Below are 21,281 nucleotides of genomic sequence, written 5' to 3' on the forward strand. Positions count from 1 at the left end.
AAAGGGCACCACGCGGGATAAGAAACGACTTCAGTAATATAAAGGGGATACGGGAATAAAAAAAGCCGGGTTTCCCCGGCTTTTTACGAATTCTTACGTACGGACCCGCTTACAGGTCGTCATCGCCATCCGGAACGCCGCCGGCCAGATCTTCCAACGACGGTTCGCCATCGTCGTCACCGAAATCATCGTCATCATCGGAATCGCGGTCCAGATCCATCGCAGCGGATTGGGCGGCCAGAGCATTCCACTCTTCTTCGCCATCCATCTGGTCAATGATGTCTTCGCTGTCATCCATTTCGATGACGCGCTGGTTGTTGCGGATCAGTTCTTCTTTCAGATCTTCAACGCCAACGGTTTCTTCGGCGATTTCGCGCAGGGCGACAACCGGGTTTTTGTCGTTGTCACGGTCCAGCGTCAAAGCCGCGCCGGAGCCGATTTTGCGCGCCCGTTGGGCGGCCAGCATGACCAGTTCGAACCGGTTTGCTACTTTTTCAACGCAATCTTCTACGGTAACGCGTGCCATTCGTGGGTCCTTCTTAAAGGGAAAATCCTTGAAAACTTCCCGGTTTATACGGGGTTGTGGACAAAAGTGCAAGCCCGAAGCGCCCCAAAATCCATAACGCGGCCCCCATACATGCCGCACAACCCAGATCTGCCATCACCGCCCCTTGTCACGTTGCATCCCTCGGTCTATCTCCACCCGCCTATGCCGAGGTCTAGCATCTTGGGAAAATTTGCTTTTTTGGTTCATATTATGTTGAAATGATGTAGAATATCCTTATATGAAGAACTGCTAATATTTTTTTGCCAAGGCCCATAATATCCTTGCTAAAAATGCTAACCGATTGATTTTGTAAAGAAAGAACACACAGCATCATGCGTCGCCAAAAAAATCAGATTGCAAACATCCCCTTCTATCCTGAAGAGAAGCTTGCTTTGTTCATCGACGGGTCGAACCTGTACGCCGCCGCGCGCGCGCTGGAATTCGACATTGATTATCGCCTGCTCCTGAAATGGGCGGCGGATCAGGGCCGCTTGGTTCGTGCACTCTACTACACCGCCCTGATCGAAGATCAGGAATATTCGCCGATCCGCCCGCTGGTCGATTGGCTGGATTATAACGGCTACACCATGGTCACCAAGCCGACGAAGGAATTCGTCGATGCGCAAGGCCGCCGCAAGATCAAAGGCAATATGGATATTGAACTGGCCATCGACATGATGGAAATGGCCGACAATGTCGATCACATCATGCTGTTTTCCGGCGATGGCGATTTCCGCCGCCTGATCGAAGCGGTCCAACGCAAGGGCGTGCGCGTCACCGTTGTGTCCTCGATCAAAACCAGCCCGCCGATGGTGGCCGATGAACTGCGCCGTCAGGCCGACCATTTCCTGGAACTGGAAATGTTGGCCAACGCCATCCAACGCGCTGGCGGCCCGCGCACCGCAGCCAATGCACAGCCGAACGATGGCTCAATCGGCGGCATGGACGATGAGGACGAGGACGACAATTTCGGCAACGCCCTGCCCCCGAGCATTCTGGGCGCCGAATAAGCGACACACGAAACAATAAAAAAACGGTCCCGAAATTCGGGACCGTTTTTTTATATCCTGTATCCTGAACCGCTTAACGTTCGGCCAGTTTTTTCTCCAGCCAGTGAATGTTGTATTCACCCGACGTGAATTCCGGCTGTTCCGTGATCCACAATTGCAGGGGCAATGTGGTCTTTACACCCTCAACCACCGTTTCGGTGATGGCACGGCGCAGACGGCGGATGCACTCATCGCGGTTGCGACCATGCACGATCAACTTGCCCACCATCGAGTCATAGTATGGCGGGATGCGATAGCCACCATAAATCGCGGAATCAAAACGCACACCTAACCCGCCCGGGGCGTGGAATTGCGTGATCGTGCCCGGGGACGGCATAAACGTGTCCGGATCCTCGGCATTGATACGGATTTCGATGGCGTGACCGCGCAGATGGATGCGGTCCTTGTTCACGCTGAGCGGTTCGCCCGCGGCCACACGAATCTGTTCGGCGATCAGGTCAATACCCGTGATCATTTCCGTGACCGGGTGTTCCACCTGGATCCGGGTGTTCATTTCCATGAAGAAGAATTGCCCGTTTTCATACAGGAATTCGATTGTGCCCGCGCCGCGATAACCCATTTTGCGGATCACTTCGGCGGCCAGGGACCCGATCTGATCACGCTCTTCCGCGCTCAGCACCGGGGACGGGGCTTCTTCGACCAGTTTCTGGTGACGGCGTTGTGTGGAACAATCGCGTTCACCCAAATGGATGGCGTTGCCGTGCGTATCACCAAAGACCTGAATTTCAATGTGGCGCGGCTTCTCCAGATACTTCTCGACGTAAACGGTGTCGTCGCCAAAGTTTGCTTTGGCTTCGGAGCGGGCCGTAGAATAGGCTTCCTGGAACTCTTCCGGGCTGCGGACCACTTTCATGCCCTTACCGCCACCGCCGGACGCGGCCTTGATCAGAACCGGGTAACCCGCTTCCTTGGCAAAGGCCAGACCTTCCTCAACCGATTCCAGCGCCCCTTCGGACCCCGGCACGACCGGCAAGCCCAGCGCCTTCACCGTTTTCTTGGCCATCACCTTGTCACCCATGGTGGCAATGTGTTCCGGCTTCGGTCCGATAAAGACAAATCCGTGCTCTTCGACCATGCGGGCGAATTGTTCGTTTTCTGACAGGAACCCGTAACCCGGGTGAATGGCCTCAGCCCCCGTCACGGTGGCCGCGGTCAAGATCGCCGGAATATTCAGATAGCTTTCGCGGGACGATGCCGGACCAATACAGACGCTTTCATCCGCCAGACGCACAGCCATAGCGTTAGCATCAGCGGTCGAGTGAACGGCCACGGTCTGAATACCCATCTCACGACAGGCGCGGATGATACGCAGGGCAATCTCACCCCGGTTCGCAATCAGGATTTTCTTGAACATGATGTCCGCTTCTTATCGCTTCTTATTCAATGACCATCAAAACGTCGCCGAATTCAACCGGCTGGCCGTTTTCGATAGCGATTTGCGTCACAACGCCGCCCTTTTGGGCCTTGATCGGGTTCATCACCTTCATGGCTTCGATGATCAGCAGCGTATCACCGGCTTTCACCGTTGCACCCTTCTGTACGAAGGACGGTGCGCCCGGTTCGGCCTGCAGATAGGCGGTGCCCACCATCGGCGAAACAACGGCACCCGGATGGTTGCCAGCAACCGTGGACGGGGCCGACAGGTTTGCAGCCTGCGGAATGGTCGGGTCGGAGGCCATGCTGACCGGCATTGCAGCGCCGGCGCTGATCACAGCGCCACCACGGGCAACGCGGATAACCTGTTCGCCTTCGGCGACTTCGATCTCCGTCAGGTGGGTTTCGTCCAGAAGTTCCGCCAGCTTGCGGATGGCTTTTTCGTCAATTTTCATGGGATATCAATACCCTGCCTTCAAGATGTTTAATCGTGCACTTGCTTACAGAAGGATGCGGTAAATGTCAAAGGGGAACCGCACCCTCCCCCCTGTCAATTTGACAATAAGTGTTCAATTCCAATGACATAGCCCTGCGGACCCATCCCTTTGAACACGGCGGACGCCACCGGTTCGACATAGGAAATATGCCGAAACGGCTCCCGCGTCGACGGATCGGACAGATGCACCTCCACCACCGGAACGTGCAAAATCTTCAACGCGTCATGAATGGCGACCGATGTATGCGTATAGGCCGCCGCATTGATCACCACGCCGACCAAATCCGGGTCATGGGCCGCGTCCTGAATCCAGTCGACCAGAACACCTTCGTGATTGGATTGGCGGAAATCAATCTCATGCCCTGCCTTGGCCCCCGCCGCACGGCACAGTGCTTCGATATCGGCCAATGTCGTCGTGCCGTAAATATCCGGTTCGCGCCGTCCCAGCATGTTCAGGTTCGGCCCGTTGAGGACCAGAATCTTTTTCATCTAGTGTGCGTGTCCCGCATGATCATCACCGTGATCATGCCCATGGTCATGATCCGCCGGAACATCGCCCGCGGCCCGGACCAGAACGGTGGTTTCCACCTTGCCCGCTTTTTCAAACACCAGCGTCAGGGGGAAGGTCTGATCCTTCACCAGCGGTTCCGGCAAATCCATCAGCATAATGTGATGACCACCCGGCTTCAGCGTCAGGCCGGTATCGGCACCAACATCAAAACCATCGGTTTTGCGCATTTTCATGATGCCCTTATCATCTTCATGCGTATGCAGTTCGGCCCGTTTGGTCACCGGTGTTTCCGCACCGATCAAACGATCCGCGGCATCCGCGCCGACCGTCAAAAACACCGCGCCGGTTTTTGTGCCGGATACGGTCGCAAAACTATAGGCATCATGCACAATCACATCGGCATAGGCCGCAGAAGACACAACACTCAACAGCAAAGCCGTCAGGGCGGCGGAGCGCATTTTCATGATAGATCCTTTGATTATGGTTGGGACGTTTTTCGGACATGGTCAAAGAAGGCGATGAAATCATCCGATTGGAACACGCCATCTTTCGGTGGCGCAAAAACCAGACGGTCATTAAACACAAAAGACGGCAATGCTGGCGGCTTGACCGCATCCATCAAGGCACGCCCCGCGGACAGCGCATCATTCACCCGCGGATCATTCATGTCGGCATTCAACCGATCGAAATCAACCCCGGCATTCACCGCCAAGGTCCGCACGACATCGTCGGTCAGTGCGCCGTCATAATTCATCAGCGCATCATGAAACGGGGCGAATTTATCCTGTAACCCGGCGGCCAGCGCCAGTCGGGCCAGGCGTTGGTTATGCGGATCGGACAGGGGAATGGGCTGGACCACGACCTGAATATCAGCGGCCCCCGCCGCCGCATCGTCCAAGGCCAGCGCCAAGGCCTGATGCGCCTGGGCACAGGCATCGCAACTGCCATACCGGGTCAGGGCGACAACACGAATGGCGGGATTTTTTTGATCCGCGGCGTGCATCACCTGACCGGCGACGGCCTGGGTAATGTGGGATTGTGTTTTCTTCCATGCCAATGTTCGCATCGTCATGGACGCCGCCAAAAAGACCAGCAGGATCGCAAAACCGCCCAAACCCCACACAAGGATACGTCGCATTATGGCCCCCACCGGTCTCTCAGCGTTTTTGGAGAATTAGTCTTTCTTCGTCAGCTTGGCACGCTCTTCGGCGATGATCGACTGCATGCCTTCCAGCCCCAGATAACCACGCACCGGCGTTTCATTGATGATAAAGCCCGGCGTGCCGCTGATCCCCAGTTCACGGGCCAGGGCAATGTTGGATTCGATCTGCTTGGCCACATCGGCGCTGTCCGCATCTTTTTTCATCTGCTCCACATCCAGGCCCAGATCCTTGCCAATGTCCTGCAGTTGCTCTTCGCGCATCTGACCGCTCAGCTTCATCAGACGGGAATGCATTTCAAAATACTTGCCCTGCTTCCCGGCGGCCAAGGCATATTTGGCGGCCATGTGGGATGTTTCGGACAGGATCGGGAAATCGATCATGACGAATTTCACATCCTTGTCCGATTCCAGAATCTGCGCCATGTCGCTAAAGGCGTGTTTGCAGTACCCGCAATTGTAATCATAAAATTCGGCGATCACGACACTGCCCTTTGGGTTGCCCGCAACCGGTTTGCCCGCATCGTTAAACAACGCGTCTTTCTTCGTCACGATCAGGTCTTTCATCGCATCGACCTGCGCCTGTTCCTGATCGACTTGATGCTTGGCTACAGCTTCCATAATCACCTGCGGGTTTTCCATCAGGTAGTCATGAATAATGTCATTCAACGCCGCCTTTTGATCGGCGGTGAAGGCGTCCTTTGTCGCGGCGTGCGGCACGAGGGCAAAGCCCGCGACCGATACGGCCAGAACGGAAACAGCAACGGCAGAGAGGCGCAGTTTGGAGGAAAATGTCACGGGCATGTCCTTTCGCGTGAAACAGTCGGTTTAAGTTTTAATCTTTATCGGCGCTTTGTTCAACATGGCTCAGAATATCCTGCGCCCGAATCCATGGGGCGGAGCCCTTTTTCAAACCTTGTGATGCCACTTCGGCCTGGCGTTTTGCATAGTCGTTGTTTCGTTGCAGCAGCGCCTCCTCGGCCAGATGCAGGCGCGCCATCGGGTCATTGCCCTGTTTGCCGTATGCGGTGGCCAGCAGGCGATGCACGCGCGGGGATCGTGTTTCCGTGCGCAAGGCCTTTTGCAACTGGGTGATCGCCTCACCCAGCGACGCCCCGCCCACATCCGATTCAATCAATGCATGGGCATAAGACACGCGCAGTAACGGCGCATTTGAATCCAAATTCACCGCCTTGCGATAGAACGGCACGGCCTCTTTCACTTTGCCGAAATCGACCAGCATCTGGCCCTTCAGCTCGTTGAAATAGGGGTTCTCGGGCTCATCCTTTAACAGGGCATCCATCTGGCCCAGCGCGTCATTCACGCGGTTTTGACGGTACGCCGCAATGGCGCGGGCATAGCGCGCCGCCACCGATGTATCCCGGTCGGCATACACCCACGGCACCTGTTCCGGCGTGATAAAACCGACCAGCTTGGCAATCATGCGCGCATGCTCTTCGTTCCACGAAGCGGGCACGGGTTTGGCATTGTCAAAGCTGTTCCCCTGCAGCACCGTTTCGACGGCCTGAATCCGGTCCCGGGTCAGCGGGTGGGTGCGGACATATTCGGATTGCTGGCTGGCGGGGAGCAATTCCTCGTTTTCCATCTGCTTCATAAAGCTGAGGAAGCCGGCCCCGTTCAAACCCGCCTTGGACATATAGGACAGGCCCGCCTGATCGGCACTGGATTCCTGGACCCGGCTGAACGCCATAAAGCGCCGTTCGGCCATCGACCGCGACCCCATCGACACGGCGCTGGCCGCCCCGCCATCGCCCGTGGCAATGGCCGCGCCAATACCAATCAACGCCCCAAGGATGGTTTCATAGGAGGCTTCTTCCAACGCCTGGCGCGTGCGGATCAAATGCCCGCCACTGATGTGACCCAATTCGTGGGCGATCACGCCGATCAATTCCTCCGGCGTTTTTGTGCGTTGAATCAAGCCGGTATAGATAAAGACATTCTGCCCGCCCGCAACAAAGGCGTTCAGGCTGGAATCCTGGACCAGGATGAAATTGACCGATTTCGGGTCCAACCCGGCGGCCCGCACCACAGGTTCCGCCCACATCTCGATGGTTTTTTCGATTTCCGTATCACGGATCAGCGTGGGGCTGTTTTGCGCAAAAGCATCCCCGACCGAGCCCAGCAACAGCCCGGTTAGCATCACAAAACCCAAAACAGGGCGCACCCCGCGATGACGGAACAATTTCATGAATCCCAGCATTTCTGATAAATATGGTGCAAAGATGACGCAATGACAGCCCGAACGGACCCCCAACTTTAATATGACCGCCCTTCTCTATCAATGGATTGATCTGATCTGGATCCCGATTGCCATGGTGGTCGTTCACCGCGGGCAGGTTTTAAAGAGCCTGGCCTTCATTCTGGCCTGTATCCTGACCTTACGGACACAAATTGAGATCATGACGTCGATTGGCAAGCCCAACGGCATCCTCGGCTGGCTCGATATGGGCCTGTATGAGCGTGGATTGATCATTTATGGCCTGTTAATTGGGGTTTTTCTTGTATTGGCGCACTTTTCCCCGCATACAAGGGGCGTAATCTTTCTGGCGGCCACCTTGTCCCTCTATGTGATGGGCCTATGTGTCTCCATGCTTGCGATGGTGTTTTGAAATGAGTGAGAAAAAAGGGTCGGGTTCGGGGTCTAGAACGGGCAATTTGCGCGGCAACCAGCGCAACGTAAAGGTCAAGAACAAGAGCTTGAAACTCTCCTCCCGCCGCTGGCTGCAACGCCAGTTGAACGATCCCTATGTGCTGGAGGCGCAGAAGGCCGGATTCCGCTCCCGCGCGGCCTTCAAGCTGATTGAGATGGATGAACAGCTCCACCTGATCCGTCCGGGCATGAACGTCATCGACCTGGGCGCCGCGCCGGGTGGCTGGTCCCAAGTGGCCGCGGCCAAGGGCGCGCATGTCGTGGGCCTCGACCTGTTGCCCATCGACCCGCTGCCGGGCATTGCCTTCCTGCAGATGGATTTTATGAATGATGACGCGCCCGAGGCGCTGGTCACCACGCTGGACGGTCCCGCCGATCTGGTCATGTCTGATATGGCCCCGAACACAACGGGCCACCAATCCACCGACCATATCCGCATCATGGGTCTGGTCGAAGCCGCGTATGAATTTGCGTTGGAAGTTCTGAAACCCGGCGGATCGTTCGTCGCCAAAGTGTTTCAGGGCGGCACACAGGCCGAATTGCTGGCCCGCATGAAACGCGATTTCAAAAGCGTGAAACACATCAAGCCCAAAGCCAGCCGCAAGGAATCCGCCGAACAATACGTTGTGGCCACCGGGTTCAAAGGCATCAGCGAATAAACAAAAACCCCGCCATTGGCGGGGTTTTTTAAAAGCGTATGAAACCGATTAGCGTCGCAGGAAATCGAACAGGCCCGGCTTCTTGTTCTGCACGGAACCCTTCGGCATTTCGTCGACAATCTTGCGCATTGTATTCAATTCCGCCGATTGTTTGAACGCGCCGTGATATTTCGATCCTTGTTCGCTGGAATCCATCGCTTCGGCCACAACGTGCAGCGGAACGCTTTCCACCGCGTCGCCAGAACCGAAATGCTTTTCCATCTTTTCCAACTTTTTGCCCAGGAAACGATCCAGATCGTTCAGCGTTTTGCGTTCGCCGTTTTGCGCGCGCAGGCACGCATCAATCACTTTTTCCGTCAACTCCATCACCTGATCCAGACCGCCAGCATGGCCGTCGATCAGCAGGTCGGAATAGGTGGACAGGATATTCGTTTCACCCAAATTCGGGCACAGGGTCCGGATGTTGGATTGCAGGGATTTATCCAGCGTCTTGCGCGCTTCGCGGTCCAGGCGCTGGCCGTCATAGGATTTGTGAAAGTCCCAGTCAAAAATGTTGATCATCACCGCTTCTGCGGCGGACATATCCGGCGTCTGAGCCCCGGTTTCTATGTCGGTTTGTTTGTTTGCATCGTCGAATGACTTACGCATCGTTTTACCCTCTATTTGTGATCCAAAGTGGACACCCATAGAATACGCCTGTTGCAGTGCAGTGCGTACAAAAATCGCTGTTTTAAAGGGGGTTTTGGCAAATTTGATGCAGAATTTCGCATCTGCACAATTTTGAGTAATTTTATTTCGCGTTTTCCAGAATATTGGAAATAAAGGAGTCATTCAAGCCCCATCCGGCTGGCCTATTCCACCCCCCTGCTCTATAAATGAGCGTCAAGATTCACCCGCCCGGAAAAGGATTTTGACCATGGCCACCCAGACCGCCCCAAAAGCCGAGAAAGTTCTGCGCGAAGGTTTGACCTTTGACGATGTCCTGCTGGTCCCCGGCGCATCCGACATTCATCCCGCCGATGCGGATACGCGCACACGCCTGACCCAATCGATTGCTCTGAACATTCCCGTCCTGTCCGCCGCGATGGATACCGTGACCGAGGCCGAGATGGCGATTGCGCTGGCCCAGGCCGGCGGGCTGGGCGTCATCCACCGCAATATGAGCCCGGAGCAACAGGCCGACATGGTTCGCCGTGTAAAGCGATTTGAATCCGGCATGGTGGATAACCCGATTACGATTGAGCCGGACGCAACATTGGAGCAGGCGTTGCGCCTGATGCGCCAGCATCGCATTTCCGGTATTCCGGTAACGGAAGCGAATGGCAAGCTGGTCGGCATCCTGACCAACCGTGATGTGCGTTTTGCCGAAAACGCGGCCCAGCCCGTGCGTGAATTGATGACCGCCGATCACCTGATCACCGTGCCCGCCGATGTCAGCCGCGACGAAGCGCGTCGTTTGTTGCACAAACATCGCATCGAAAAATTGCTGGTCGTGGATGAGGCCGGGCGATGCACCGGATTGATCACGGTCAAGGACATTGAAAAATCTGACCTGAACCCGCAGGCCAGCAAGGATCGTGTCGGACGCCTGTTGGTTGGGGCCGCCGTGGGCACGGGGGACACCGGACTGCACCGCGCGATCATGATGGAAGATGCGGGATTGGATGTGCTGGTGATCGACACCGCCCACGGCCATTCGAAAAACGTTCTGGAGACCGTGCGTCGCGTGCGCAACGCCGTGAAGGGTGATATGCAGATCATCGCCGGAAACATCGCCACGGGTGATGCGGCCCGTTCCTTGATCGACGCGGGCGTGGACGCGGTCAAGGTGGGCATTGGCCCCGGATCCATCTGCACCACGCGCATTGTCGCCGGTGTCGGCGTGCCGCAACTGACCGCTTTTTATGTGGCGGCCGCGTGCGCCCCGCATGGCATTCCCGTGATTGCCGATGGCGGCATCAAATTTTCCGGGGACATGGCCAAGGCCATCGCCGCCGGGGCCGATTGCGTCATGATGGGCGGCCTGTTCGCCGGAACCGACGAAGCCCCGGGTGAAGTGGTCTTGTATCAGGGACGGTCCTATAAATCCTATCGCGGGATGGGATCGGTTGGCGCCATGGTGCGCGGATCAGCCGACCGGTATTTTCAGGGCGCCGTGACACAGGAACAAAAATTGGTCCCCGAGGGGATCGAGGGCCGCGTGCCGTATAAAGGCCCCGTTGGCAACGTCCTGCACCAGATGGTCGGCGGATTGCGCGCCGCCATGGGTTACACCGGATGCGCCACCATCCCCGCCATGCATGACCGCGCCGAATTTATGCGCATGACCGGGGCCGGATATCGTGAAAGCCACGTGCATGATGTCACCATCACACAGGAAGCCCCGAATTACCGGCAAAATGACTAGCCGTTCAAACCCACGCCGGTAGAAATAGAAAAACAGCGCCCACAAACACATGGGCGCTGTTTTTATTGCTTGGTCCGGATGCGCAGTTATTGTGCCGCGTCCTGAATTTTTTCGCCGGCATCTTCAACCGCTTCACCAACGGCTTCGCCTGCATTTTTCGGTTCGGAATGCGTCAGATCATCCACGGCATCACCGATCGCATCGCCCGCTTGTTCCATTGCGGCTTCCATTTTTTCGCCCGGCGTTTGTGGTTTCTGGGTTTCCTGATACCCGACATAGCCGAGAACACCGATCAGGATGATCGTCACAATGATCAAAAGGGTTTTTGTATTCATGGTTTGGGTTTCCTTTGTTTTTGTGATTAAACTGACCGTCACTATACACGCCTAAGGATATAGTTCGAATGGATAGAATGGCAATTCGCGCTGCGACACACGATGATATTGATGTTTTGGCCCGCATTCTGGTCAGCGGCTTGCATGCTACCTATGACGGCCTTGTCGACCCGGACTGGCTGGCGGCAAAAACCGAAGACGAATACCGCGGCAAATGGCGCGAATGGCTGGACAGTGACGGGTTTTCCGCGCTGGTATCCTGCCTGCCCGATGGATCGCCCGTCGGCGTGGTCAGTTTTGGCAAATTGAAAACCCCGCCCCCCGGGGTCTCGCTGATCCGCCCGCTTTATACGGCAGAGATTTATGCGATCTACATTTTGCCCGACCATTGGCGGCAGGGACACGGGCTGGCCCTGATGCAGGCGGCGACGCAGGCCTTGTTGGATATGAAACACAAATCCATGTGCCTGTGGGCGTTGGAGGCCAATAAGCGCGCCGGTGCATTTTACACAACACTGGGCGGTCAGCGAATCGGTAAGCGCGAGATCGAAGCCGGATCGCGCAAAGCGCGTGAAGTGTGCTTTGGCTGGCGCGACACAAAGCCAATTTTAGCAATGAAAAAACAAGATTCTGCATAATCAGGCGGCACATTATGGCGGCATTGTGTCATGGGGGCCTGAATTGTGATTTTATCATGACATTCAATGGGTAAGCCCATTTTTTCACTTTCTGTTCATCATCAAATCCTATATTGGAATCGCATACCGCACATTTGTTCCTGAGGAGGACACATATTATGAAGGCTCTGTTGAGTGTATTGACTGCTGCTGTTGTTCTGGCTGCCCCGGTTGCTGCGAAAGCGGACGACCATGCTGCTCCGGCGACGGAAATGAAGGCTGAAGTTGCTGCTGAAACGGCCGCTCCGGCTGCTGCTGAAGAAGTAAGCATCCTGACCTACACGCTGGCTGATGGCACGAGCGTTGTTGTTGAAGCTGACTCCGTATTCGTTCTGGACAAAGACGGCAACCGCACCGCCGCTCCGGATGGCGAACACAAAACGGTTGATGGCCAGACCCTGAACGTGAAAGAAGGCAAACTGGTGAAAGAAGAAGCTGCTGCTCCGGCAACGGACGCTCCGGCCGCTGAAGCCCCGGCTGCCGAGACCCATGACGGTCACGCTGCTGAGTAATTTCGGACCCGGGTTTTAAGCCCGACCGATGCAAAAACCCCGCCCAACGGCGGGGTTTTTCATTTTGCGCCGATTTTCCTGTACTTTCCGCGCCCATCTGTGGCAAAACCCGCCCATCATGACACCGGGCGCACGGCTCAAGGCCGTTTTAGACATTCTGGACAAAATCGATCACAGCCGCATCCCCATGGATGGCACGGTGGGCGATTATATGCGTTTTCGCCGTTATATCGGGTCCAAGGACCGGGCGGAGATTGTTGAGCGCCTGTACAACATGGTGCGCGCCAAGGCCCGCCTGAATTGGTGGATGGATCATCTGTCCGCGCCGGACACCAACCGCGCGCGCGTCATTTTGTGGATGATGCTGGGCGAAAATGTTGATGGTGCCCGCCTGGAAAAAATGTTCAACGGCGGCAAATACGACCCCGAAGAACTGAATGATGACGAATTGAAATTGATCCGTGCGGCAACCGGCCACACGATGAACCACCCGGACATGCCCGAAGCCATCCGCGTCGAATGCCCGCCTCAACACGAAGACGCCTTGCGCGCATTGTGGGGTACAGACTTCGCCGCCGAGATGGAAGCGATGCTGACATCCGCCCCGCTGGATTTGCGCGTCAACCTGCTGGCCACCGACCGTGATGCAGTCCGCGCATCGCTGGCGAAAGACGGCGTTGAAGTGGATGACGCCCCGCTATGCCCATGGACATTGCGCGCCCGCAGCAAGGCCTTCCTGTCGAAAACAAAGGCCTTCACCAAAGGGCACGTTGAAATTCAGGACGAAGGATCGCAGTTGATTGCGTATCTGTGCGACGCCAAGCCGGGCGCACAGGTTCTGGATTATTGCGCCGGTGCCGGCGGCAAGACGCTGGCCCTGATCAACGCCATGCAGGTCGAACGCCGCCCGAAGGGTCGCATCGTCGCCATGGATTTGGAAGAAGCCCGTTTGGAACGCGCCCGTCCGCGATTCCGCCGCGCCCACGCCAGCGACATCATCGAAATTCGCCCGCTGTCGGATGAACGCCACCGCAAATGGTTGCGCCGTCAGAAGGAAACATTCGACGTCGTGTTGACCGACGTGCCGTGCAGTGGCACGGGCACATGGCGTCGCAACCCGGATACACGCTGGCGCGCCTTTGGCCCGTCGCTGGATGCGCTGGTGCAGACGCAGGCCGAAATTCTGGACAAGGTCGCAGGCGCGGTGAAACCGGGCGGACGGTTGGTGTATGCCACCTGTTCCATCCTGCCGCGTGAGAACGAGGACCAGATCAACGCCTTCCTGGCCCGCCACCCGGATTTTGAAATCTGGCCGATTGCCGAAGCCGTGCCGGATATGGGGGACAAGTTGGCCGCCACACCGGGCGGGCCCTTTATGCGCCTGTCCCCGCGTCGGCATAATACAGACGGGTTTTTTGCCGCTATCCTGCGCCGAAAAACCACCTAAGATACTGATCCAAAACAACAAATAGCTTGATGATTGCGTAACTTTCCATAAGAGCGTAAAAATGTGTGATATTTCGAACAACGTCGCAACAAAGAATGGCGTAGGAATTTCATCGATCATGGCAGCACAGCTGAAAAACCTGACGGGCAAGACCGTCGCCCAGGCCACCCAAAGCCTGCGGGAAGAATCGGGATATATGTGGATCGCGGAAGACCAGGGTCTTCTCCTCTCACCGGATGAATCGCACATCTTCCGTCTGTGCCATGTGCCGGATGTGGCGATGGCTTTCGCGGAAACATGCCGCAGCCACGAACATCACAACCCGCATTTGCCGCGCGTATTCTGTCACGTCAAGCTGAGCGAGCGGTCTTATCTGACCATGATCGAACCGCTGATCCCGTTCCACAAATTCGGCAAGGGTGAATTGTGCACCACCATGTTCGGTCAGGCCCGCGCCTTTGCCGCATTTTTGTCTGGTGATGAAATGCACAAGGCACCTCATGAATGCATGCGCCACGACGCCCATTTAACCGAAGCCGCAAAAATTATCGTACAGACCGCGCGCTACGCCAAGGACCACGCCAAACGCGCCGGCATCGACACAACACCGCCCAGCGTGATGTTCCGCAAGACGGCCGAAGGCGGTTGCCAGCCGGTTTACGTGGCCCCGCTGGTTCTGGACGGGCACCATAGCATTGATAAGAAAACGCTGGAAAAAATCGAGGCACGATTCTCGGACAGTGAACTGAAGAACCCGTCATCGCGCTTCTGGCCAAAGGCAGCGCCCGTACTCTAACGCGCCAGTTTCTGGAACAATTCTTTCTGCGGACCTAAAACAGCCAGCGTGTGACCGCCTGTCATCGTCACGCGCATGGACTCCTCCGCACACCGCGCATTCGATGCAATGGATTCAATTGCATCCGCGACGATGTAAACCGCATCCCCGAACGGTGCGCGCATGGAAAGGATTTTTCCATCCATCTGCGCCAGCGTATCCGCCGCCGGGCCCGCAACGGCAAAATGCGTATCACCATTTTTCATGTGCAGGGAATGAAGGGCGGTGTTCTTCACCACGCTGATGGCGGCGATATCGGCCACAGCAATGCGCACAGGCGTTTGATCGGCGCGCGCAAAGGCCAGAACCAACGTTTTAACCGGGGTCGTCTTCGGGGTCATGTCCACAATCCTTATCACCACCGCCGCGCTGAACCTCTTGTTCGGGTTTTTGGCGTGGGGTCTCTATTAACGGTTGCGGTTATAGAAAATAAGGGTCCGAATTGTCAAACAAATTTCGCGGGTGCAGCAAAACGGATCAGGCCCGTCTTTTATGCCCCATCTTTTATGCTTCGATCCCGTTATAATGCGCGACCTGCCCGGCCTCGCTCAGGCGCGCCCATTCATGCTGGGCCAGATTGGCAAACGGCGTGACCCGCACGACATGCACGGCGGTTCCCGGCCCGTTATAGGGCCGCGCGGCCACCACGGCGAACAGGGCATCATTGGTCGCATCCGGCGCCTCCGTCAGCGCCACGGGTCCATCACATTGCACGATGCGCCCGATATTGGCCCATTGTGATTCCGCATACATCAGCGGCCCCACCGCGGGCGCGGTGGTGTACAAAACGGCCCGCCGTAAATTCCACGGTTCATCCACGCCAGCTTTTTTCTGCGCGCGGCAGGCGGTGTAGATCGCCTGAATTTCCGGCGTGAACAACGGCGTGCCCTGCGCCATGCGGCCATCGGCCCCGTCATAGGCCGCGCCATCCGGCATCACCACGCGGGCGGGAACGGGCAAAGCCCCATCCCCCCGCACACACGGAATCATACGATTTTGCAGGGGTCCGGCCATATCGGCGTGATAGGGTTCATCGTTAAACCCGGCGACCACGCGCGTATCTTCATACGATGCGCCATAGGCCAGCACAAACGCCCCGGCCTCAATCAATCCATCGGTCACCAAAGTGCGCGCCACGATTTCAATTTTGGAATAACAGGCCGGACAGCTTTCGCCACTGGACGCCAGAACGACAATCGCGCAACCGCGCCCAACGGTTTGAAGCGCATCACGCAACGCGTGCAGGGCGGCGGGTTGCAACACCTGATCCTCGGCATGCGCCCCGGCCAATCCCGTTTCCAAAACAGCATTGCACACCGGCCCGGCCACAGGCACCAGCGCCCCGCTGTCACGGTTATAAACCGACAGCGACGCGCCGAACGGTCCGCCATGACCCGAACGCACATTTTGCACCGCCGCCGCATCACAGGCAGCGACCAGATCGGGGAGAAGATGGCTCACAAAGTCGGCATTGTAGACTGTCATAAACCCCTTATAGCACAGGCAATATGCTTGGTTTCCAGTAAAATTTCGTCTATATGTTTTGCCATGCAAAATGACACCGCCGCGGCCCAGGCCGCCCATGAACCGACCCCATCCGCAGCCGGCCATCATGACCGGATTCTGATTCTGGATTTCGGGTCGCAGGTCACACAATTGATCGCCCGCCGTTTGCGCGAAAATGGCGTGTATTGCGAAATCTGGCCCTTTAACGCGGCATCCGATGAACGGATTTACGACTTTGGCCCCAAGGGCATTATCCTGTCCGGCGGCCCGGCCAGCGTGACCGATGCCGGATCGCCCCGCGCCCCGGATTGCGTGTTCGCCATGGGCGTGCCCGTCTTTGGCATCTGCTATGGCCAGCAAACGATGGTGGAACAACTGGGCGGCAAGGTAGAAAGCCACCATGCCGAAACCGATGGATCGGACGGGGGCCGCGAATTTGGCCGCGCCCATATCGACATCGTCACCGCCTCCCCCATTACCGAGGGGCTGTGGACCGTCAGCGCCAAAGAACAAGTGTGGATGAGCCACGGCGACCGCGTCACCAAACTGCCCGCCGGGTTTAGCGTGATCGGGCAATCATCGGGCGCGCCTTACGCCTTCATTGCGAATGATGAACGCCGTTTCTACGGCGTGCAGTTCCACCCGGAGGTGGTGCATACACCGCATGGCGGGCAATTGCTGAAAAACTTCACCCATAAAATCTGTGGCTGCTCCGGCGACTGGACCATGGAATCCTTCCGCGATGAAATGATCGCGAAAATCCGCAAACAGGTCGGCACGGAACGCGTGATCTGCGGCCTGTCCGGCGGGGTGGATTCATCCGTCACCGCCGTGTTGTTGCACGAAGCGATTGGCGATCAACTCACCTGTATCTATGTCGATACCGGATTGATGCGCGCGAATGAAAGCGAACAGGTCGTCAACCTGTTCCGCGAACATTACAACATCCCGCTGATCCACGAAGATGCGTCGGATCTGTTCCTGACGCGTCTGGCGGGCGTATCCGACCCGGAAACCAAACGCAAGATTATCGGTGCCAGCTTCGTTGAAGTGTTCGATGCATGCAAAGCCCGCGTCGGCGACGCCACCTTTTTGGCACAGGGCACCTTGTACCCCGACGTCATTGAATCGGTCAGCTTCACCGGCGGCCCCAGCGTGACGATCAAATCGCACCACAATGTCGGCGGCCTGCCCGATGGCATGACGCTGAAACTGGTCGAGCCGCTGCGCGAATTGTTCAAGGACGAAGTGCGCGCGCTTGGCATTGCCCTTGGCATGCACCCGGATTTCGTGGGCCGCCACCCCTTCCCCGGCCCCGGCCTGGCCATCCGCATCCCCGGCGAAATCACGCGCGAGAAACTGGATATCCTGCGCAAAGCCGACACGATCTACCTCGAAGAAATCCGCAAGGCGGGCCTGTACAACACCATCTGGCAAGCCTTCGTCGTCCTCCTGCCCGTCCGCACCGTCGGCGTGATGGGCGATGGCCGCACCTATGACTACGCCTGCGCCCTGCGCGCCGTAACATCAACCGACGGCATGACCGCCGACTACTTCCCCTTCGATCATGGATTTTTGGGCACAGTCGCAACGCGCATTATCAACGAAGTCCCGGGGATTAACCGGGTGACGTATGATATTACGAGCAAGCCACCCGGGACCATTGAGTGGGAATAAAATCCAGAGAATGAAAACGTATCAAACAGAAAGAAACGTTCCATCAATCTTGGTCACTGTCGGCCTTATAAAGGCGATAGAGAAAGAGACTTTATTATGCACAACTCAACTCACAAAAGAATGGAGCCCTGAGGAAAAAGCGGAACTAAGAGATGGGTTATCCATTTCAATAACCGACTTTTTTGGCACAGAGACCTTAAAATCCGTCGCGGATTTTAAGTGGGATAAATTCTCCGACACGACAGCAAAAATTGAAATAAATCTGAAGTACACCAATGTACGAACAAACCAAGAGTGTCTTTTTCTTACAGAATTGAATCGTGAAAAATTAAAATCAAGAATATTTGTTGAGATAAAAGATAGTGAGCCGAGAATTATAGCCGAACACTTTATTGCAGAAATCGGCAGAACCTTAGAAAGCAAAAAAACGTGGAATGGATTGCTCCATCCTAACGAAAAAGCAGAATCGTTCGTGAGCCTATTTGTACTTGGAACCCTTCTTTTCGGCGTCCTTTACGAAAACGGAGACGAAAGCAAAAACTCTATCTACAAAGCAGCAATGCTAACTGCATCCGCAGTATCTTTTTCATATCTTCAATTCGGGTCAAAATTAAAACCCTATATTTACTTTGCTTCAAACAAGGCAGAAAGATACGAAAAAATAAGTAATTGGGTGATTGGTGTAGCAATCACAGCCATAATTATACCTGTAGCCATGAACCTTATAACGTCACATTGGAAATGAACGATCAAAGAAAAGGACAAAACCATGACCAGCAAATTCAACTTCATTAAAAACAGCCTGATGGGGTCCAGCACGATGCCGGGGTCGGCGTTTTCGGGGATGGCCGGGTTGAGTGTGGGGAACCACCATCATCACGGGCACCACCACCATCACGCTGATGGATCGTGCTGTGACCACGATCATAGCCATGACCATGATCACGGCGATTGCGGGCATGACCATGTGCATGATGAATCATGCGGGCATGGCAAGGCCGGGAAATAAGCCCAAAAACCACCCATTATGGGATGAGACGTCAGGGGGATGGCATCACCATCCCCCTGTTTTTATTTGAAAAAGCGTCCCTTATTTTCGCCATAAACGGGGGTCACCCTGAAAAGAGGGGGTTGAAAACAGACCCCAAATCCGGTTTTGAGGAGAAGCGTCAATGACAGCACAGACAAAAACCATCGATCTGCGTTCCGTATTGAAACATGGCATGATCGCCTTCATGGCCACCGGGTTGGTCATGGGTGCGTTTGCGTCCATCGCCCTGGCCGACAAGGGTGGAAAGGGCAACGGCAAGCCCGAACATGCACAGGAACAACATGAAGACAGAGGAGATGGTCGGGGCCATGATGGCCGCCATGGCGACGATGACCTGGTCAGCATCTTGATCGGGGAGAAGGATCGCCACGTTCTGAACGATTATTTGAACCGCAATTACCGCAAAGATTGCCCGCCGGGGTTGGCGAAGAAGAATAACGGGTGCCTGCCGCCCGGTATTGCAAAGAAATACCGCATTGGATACCCATTGCCGGATGATGTCCGGTTTATGCCCCTGCCGCGTGATTTGCGCGACCTGCTCTCCCCGGCCCCGCGCGGGTACCAGTATGTGCAGGTCGACAAAGATATCTTGCTGATCAGCGAGGCCAGCAAGAAGGTGATTGACGCAGTGACGTTGCTGTCCGCCGTTGGAAATTGATCCAACACACACCACATAAACAAACCGCTTTTTTTTTTTTTTTGCGGTTTTTTGTTGGCTTACGCGGAAGGCTTCGCCCGCTGGCTTTCGGATTTAAGCTGGCCGCAGGCGGCGAGGATGTCCTGGCCGCGGGTTTTGCGGATCGGGGCGTCGTAGCCCTCACCGTTCAGAATGCGCGCAAAGGCATGGATGCGGTTGCCGCTGGAGCACTCATACGGGCTGTTCGGCCACGGATTGAACGGGATCAAATTCACTTTGCACGGAATACCGCGCAGGAGTTGTGCCAATTCACGCGCATGATCATCGGAATCATTGACGTCTTTCAACATCACATATTCAAACGTGATGCGGCGGTTATCGCTGAGCCCTGGATAGTTGCGGCAGGCGTCCAGCAGTTCGGCCAGCGGGTATTTGTTGTTGATCGGCATGATTTCACTGCGCACCGCATCGTTCGGCGCGTGCAGGGAAATGGCCAGATTGACGTTCAGTTCTTCGCCACATTGTACGATCTGCGGCACAACGCCGGAGGTCGACAGGGTGATGCGGCGTTTGGAAATGCCCAGACCTTCTTCGTCCATGCAAATCCGCATCGCTTTGGCCACGTTGGCGTAATTGTACAGCGGCTCGCCCATGCCCATCAGCACGATGTTGGTCAGGTCGCGCCCCTGGTTCGCGTCTTTCTTCTCCCCCGCAACCGGCCATTCGCCCAGCACGTCGCGGGCATACATGATCTGTTGCAGGATTTCATGCGGGCCCAGATTGCGGACCAGCGGTTGCGTGCCCGTATGGCAGAAGCGGCAGGTCAGCGTGCAGCCCACTTGCGATGACACGCACAGCGTTCCGCGGTCGGATTCAGGGATGAAGACCATTTCGATCTGTTGCCCATCGGCCATGACCAGCAGCCATTTCATCGTGCCGTCGGTTGATTTTTGTTCCGTCATCACGCCCGGGCGTTCGATGGAAAATTTTTCAATCAGCGTGTCGCGCAAATCGCGCGGCAGGTTGGTCATCGCCTCGAAATCGGTCACGCCACGGTGGTACACCCAGTGCCAAACCTGTTTCGCGCGGAATTTGGGTAGACCGTGGGCCTCCAGCGCCGCGATCATTTCGGGCAGGGTGAGACCGATCAGGGCAATGCGGCCGGCCGCGTCGGTGCGCGGGGCGGCAAATTTCGTGGCATGGGATGTAACGCTCATGCGCGCATACATACAGGAGGGGGGCCGGGAAAGTCAAAGAAAAGCGGAAAAACGGGCCTTTTCAGCGCTCTACCACCCCCCTATTCCCCCGTATGGGGGGCTGGCGAATCCCCTTGCCGTTCCCCATGGAAACCCCATATCATTAGTGGGATGGCCGCGATTGATCCGCCAAGTTTGAGTAAGTCGGATCTGGCAAATCAAAAATCGGACCATCCCATCTTATTTATTCAAAGGGGAACGGACACCATGTTTGCGAAAATCAAAGAATTGCTGGGCGGCGGCAAAAGCGAATCCGCACAAAAATCCGGGTGCTGTGGTGCCCACGCCAAGCGCGTTGAAGAAGGCCAATCCTGTTGTGGGGCCAGCAAGGCCGAAGCAGCCGAGAAACCGCAAGGCGGCGGGTGCTGTGGCGGTCATGGCCATCACCACGGGCATCATCACCAGCACTAAGTGAGGCTGGTGTATATCAAGACATGAACCCGCAAGAGCCAAT

26 protein-coding genes are annotated in these 21,281 nt (G+C 56.2%); 13 read left to right on the forward strand and 13 right to left on the reverse strand.

Annotation, left to right across the window (positions count from 1 at the left end; genetic code table 11):
• Window positions 1-109: 109 nt before the first annotated feature.
• Entirely contained in the window at window positions 110-526 is a 417-nt protein-coding gene (gene rpoZ / locus A11S_RS10660; protein ID WP_014103787.1) for a DNA-directed RNA polymerase subunit omega, read from the reverse strand.
• Window positions 527-879: 353 nt separating this feature from the next.
• Here rpoZ and A11S_RS10665 point away from each other — a divergent pair, with 353 nt between their 5' ends.
• The gene (locus A11S_RS10665; RefSeq protein WP_015468520.1) at window positions 880-1,557 is read left to right on the forward strand and encodes a LabA-like NYN domain-containing protein; all 678 of its coding nucleotides are present in this window, start codon (window positions 880-882) and stop codon (window positions 1,555-1,557) included.
• Window positions 1,558-1,630: 73 nt separating this feature from the next.
• Here the strand turns inward: A11S_RS10665 and accC are convergent, their stop codons facing one another.
• The 7 genes from accC to A11S_RS10700 form a co-directional block, all read right to left on the reverse strand.
• Window positions 1,631-2,971, reverse strand: a complete 1,341-nt coding sequence (accC, locus tag A11S_RS10670; protein ID WP_015468521.1) for an acetyl-CoA carboxylase biotin carboxylase subunit — start codon at window positions 2,969-2,971, stop codon at window positions 1,631-1,633.
• Between the two features lie 22 nt (window positions 2,972-2,993).
• Window positions 2,994-3,446, reverse strand: coding sequence for an acetyl-CoA carboxylase biotin carboxyl carrier protein (gene accB, locus A11S_RS10675; protein ID WP_015468522.1), 453 nt, complete (start codon window positions 3,444-3,446; stop codon window positions 2,994-2,996).
• A 95-nt stretch (window positions 3,447-3,541) separates the two neighbouring features.
• Window positions 3,542-3,976, reverse strand: coding sequence for a type II 3-dehydroquinate dehydratase (aroQ, locus tag A11S_RS10680; protein ID WP_015468523.1), 435 nt, complete (start codon window positions 3,974-3,976; stop codon window positions 3,542-3,544).
• Window positions 3,977-4,462: a copper chaperone PCu(A)C gene (locus A11S_RS10685; protein ID WP_015468524.1), complete on the reverse strand. Its 486-nt coding sequence runs from the start codon at window positions 4,460-4,462 to the stop codon at window positions 3,977-3,979.
• Between the two features lie 14 nt (window positions 4,463-4,476).
• Entirely contained in the window at window positions 4,477-5,136 is a 660-nt protein-coding gene (locus tag A11S_RS10690; protein ID WP_235067760.1) for a DsbA family protein, read from the reverse strand.
• A gap of 36 nt (window positions 5,137-5,172) precedes the next feature.
• On the reverse strand, window positions 5,173-5,955 hold the full coding sequence (locus A11S_RS10695; protein ID WP_015468526.1) for a DsbA family protein: 783 nt from the start codon (window positions 5,953-5,955) through the stop codon (window positions 5,173-5,175).
• Window positions 5,956-5,992: 37 nt separating this feature from the next.
• Window positions 5,993-7,366 carry a M48 family metalloprotease gene (locus A11S_RS10700; protein WP_015468527.1) on the reverse strand — a complete coding sequence of 458 codons (1,374 nt, stop codon included), beginning with the start codon at window positions 7,364-7,366 and terminating at the stop codon, window positions 5,993-5,995.
• Window positions 7,367-7,439: 73 nt separating this feature from the next.
• Here A11S_RS10700 and A11S_RS10705 point away from each other — a divergent pair, with 73 nt between their 5' ends.
• Entirely contained in the window at window positions 7,440-7,787 is a 348-nt protein-coding gene (locus tag A11S_RS10705) for a hypothetical protein (RefSeq protein ID WP_015468528.1), read from the forward strand.
• Window position 7,788: 1 nt separating this feature from the next.
• On the forward strand, window positions 7,789-8,487 hold the full coding sequence (locus A11S_RS10710; protein ID WP_015468529.1) for an RlmE family RNA methyltransferase: 699 nt from the start codon (window positions 7,789-7,791) through the stop codon (window positions 8,485-8,487).
• A 48-nt stretch (window positions 8,488-8,535) separates the two neighbouring features.
• On the opposite strand, the gene A11S_RS10715 is transcribed toward A11S_RS10710, so the two are convergent.
• Window positions 8,536-9,135, reverse strand: a complete 600-nt coding sequence (locus A11S_RS10715; RefSeq protein ID WP_015468530.1) for a hypothetical protein — start codon at window positions 9,133-9,135, stop codon at window positions 8,536-8,538.
• A 268-nt stretch (window positions 9,136-9,403) separates the two neighbouring features.
• Here A11S_RS10715 and guaB point away from each other — a divergent pair, with 268 nt between their 5' ends.
• Window positions 9,404-10,894, forward strand: coding sequence for an IMP dehydrogenase (gene guaB / locus A11S_RS10720; protein WP_015468531.1), 1,491 nt, complete (start codon window positions 9,404-9,406; stop codon window positions 10,892-10,894).
• Window positions 10,895-10,980: 86 nt separating this feature from the next.
• Here guaB and A11S_RS11995 read toward each other — a convergent pair whose 3' ends face one another.
• A complete protein-coding gene (locus A11S_RS11995) occupies window positions 10,981-11,229 on the reverse strand; it encodes a hypothetical protein (protein WP_015468532.1) in 249 nt (82 codons plus the stop codon).
• A gap of 68 nt (window positions 11,230-11,297) precedes the next feature.
• Here A11S_RS11995 and A11S_RS10730 point away from each other — a divergent pair, with 68 nt between their 5' ends.
• From A11S_RS10730 to A11S_RS10745, 4 genes are all read left to right on the forward strand, one after another.
• Window positions 11,298-11,867 (forward strand): GNAT family N-acetyltransferase, encoded by a 570-nt coding sequence (locus A11S_RS10730; protein WP_235067763.1) that lies wholly within the window; start codon window positions 11,298-11,300, stop codon window positions 11,865-11,867.
• 158 nt (window positions 11,868-12,025) lie between these two features.
• A complete protein-coding gene (locus A11S_RS10735; protein WP_015468534.1) occupies window positions 12,026-12,418 on the forward strand; it encodes a hypothetical protein in 393 nt (130 codons plus the stop codon).
• A 28-nt stretch (window positions 12,419-12,446) separates the two neighbouring features.
• Window positions 12,447-13,865 carry an RsmB/NOP family class I SAM-dependent RNA methyltransferase gene (locus A11S_RS10740; protein WP_015468535.1) on the forward strand — a complete coding sequence of 473 codons (1,419 nt, stop codon included), beginning with the start codon at window positions 12,447-12,449 and terminating at the stop codon, window positions 13,863-13,865.
• A gap of 118 nt (window positions 13,866-13,983) precedes the next feature.
• On the forward strand, window positions 13,984-14,661 hold the full coding sequence (locus A11S_RS10745) for a hypothetical protein (RefSeq protein ID WP_041803231.1): 678 nt from the start codon (window positions 13,984-13,986) through the stop codon (window positions 14,659-14,661).
• Here the strand turns inward: A11S_RS10745 and A11S_RS10750 are convergent.
• Together A11S_RS10750 and A11S_RS10755 are read right to left on the reverse strand one after the other, a co-directional pair.
• Window positions 14,658-15,041: a hypothetical protein gene (locus A11S_RS10750; protein WP_015468537.1), complete on the reverse strand. Its 384-nt coding sequence runs from the start codon at window positions 15,039-15,041 to the stop codon at window positions 14,658-14,660. The two genes, A11S_RS10745 and A11S_RS10750, sit on opposite strands and share 4 nt — an antisense overlap.
• Before the next feature lie 163 nt (window positions 15,042-15,204).
• Window positions 15,205-16,185: a hypothetical protein gene (locus tag A11S_RS10755; RefSeq protein ID WP_015468538.1), complete on the reverse strand. Its 981-nt coding sequence runs from the start codon at window positions 16,183-16,185 to the stop codon at window positions 15,205-15,207.
• 63 nt (window positions 16,186-16,248) lie between these two features.
• Between A11S_RS10755 and guaA the strand changes: the two genes are divergently transcribed.
• From guaA to A11S_RS10775, 4 genes are all read left to right on the forward strand, one after another.
• Window positions 16,249-17,883: a glutamine-hydrolyzing GMP synthase gene (guaA, locus tag A11S_RS10760; protein WP_015468539.1), complete on the forward strand. Its 1,635-nt coding sequence runs from the start codon at window positions 16,249-16,251 to the stop codon at window positions 17,881-17,883.
• Between the two features lie 10 nt (window positions 17,884-17,893).
• Window positions 17,894-18,628 (forward strand): hypothetical protein, encoded by a 735-nt coding sequence (locus A11S_RS10765; protein ID WP_015468540.1) that lies wholly within the window; start codon window positions 17,894-17,896, stop codon window positions 18,626-18,628.
• Between the two features lie 24 nt (window positions 18,629-18,652).
• Window positions 18,653-18,892 (forward strand): hypothetical protein, encoded by a 240-nt coding sequence (locus A11S_RS12000; RefSeq protein WP_015468541.1) that lies wholly within the window; start codon window positions 18,653-18,655, stop codon window positions 18,890-18,892.
• 163 nt (window positions 18,893-19,055) lie between these two features.
• Window positions 19,056-19,592: a hypothetical protein gene (locus A11S_RS10775; RefSeq protein WP_015468542.1), complete on the forward strand. Its 537-nt coding sequence runs from the start codon at window positions 19,056-19,058 to the stop codon at window positions 19,590-19,592.
• A 59-nt stretch (window positions 19,593-19,651) separates the two neighbouring features.
• Here the strand turns inward: A11S_RS10775 and rlmN are convergent, their stop codons facing one another.
• Window positions 19,652-20,788 carry a 23S rRNA (adenine(2503)-C(2))-methyltransferase RlmN gene (gene rlmN / locus A11S_RS10780; RefSeq protein ID WP_041803234.1) on the reverse strand — a complete coding sequence of 379 codons (1,137 nt, stop codon included), beginning with the start codon at window positions 20,786-20,788 and terminating at the stop codon, window positions 19,652-19,654.
• A 246-nt stretch (window positions 20,789-21,034) separates the two neighbouring features.
• On the opposite strand from rlmN, the gene A11S_RS10785 reads away from it, so the two are divergent.
• Window positions 21,035-21,238 carry a hypothetical protein gene (locus tag A11S_RS10785; protein ID WP_015468544.1) on the forward strand — a complete coding sequence of 68 codons (204 nt, stop codon included), beginning with the start codon at window positions 21,035-21,037 and terminating at the stop codon, window positions 21,236-21,238.
• Window positions 21,239-21,281 lie beyond the last annotated feature (43 nt).

The organism is Micavibrio aeruginosavorus EPB (assembly GCF_000348745.1).
Lineage (GTDB): Bacteria > Pseudomonadota > Alphaproteobacteria > Micavibrionales > Micavibrionaceae > Micavibrio > Micavibrio aeruginosavorus_A.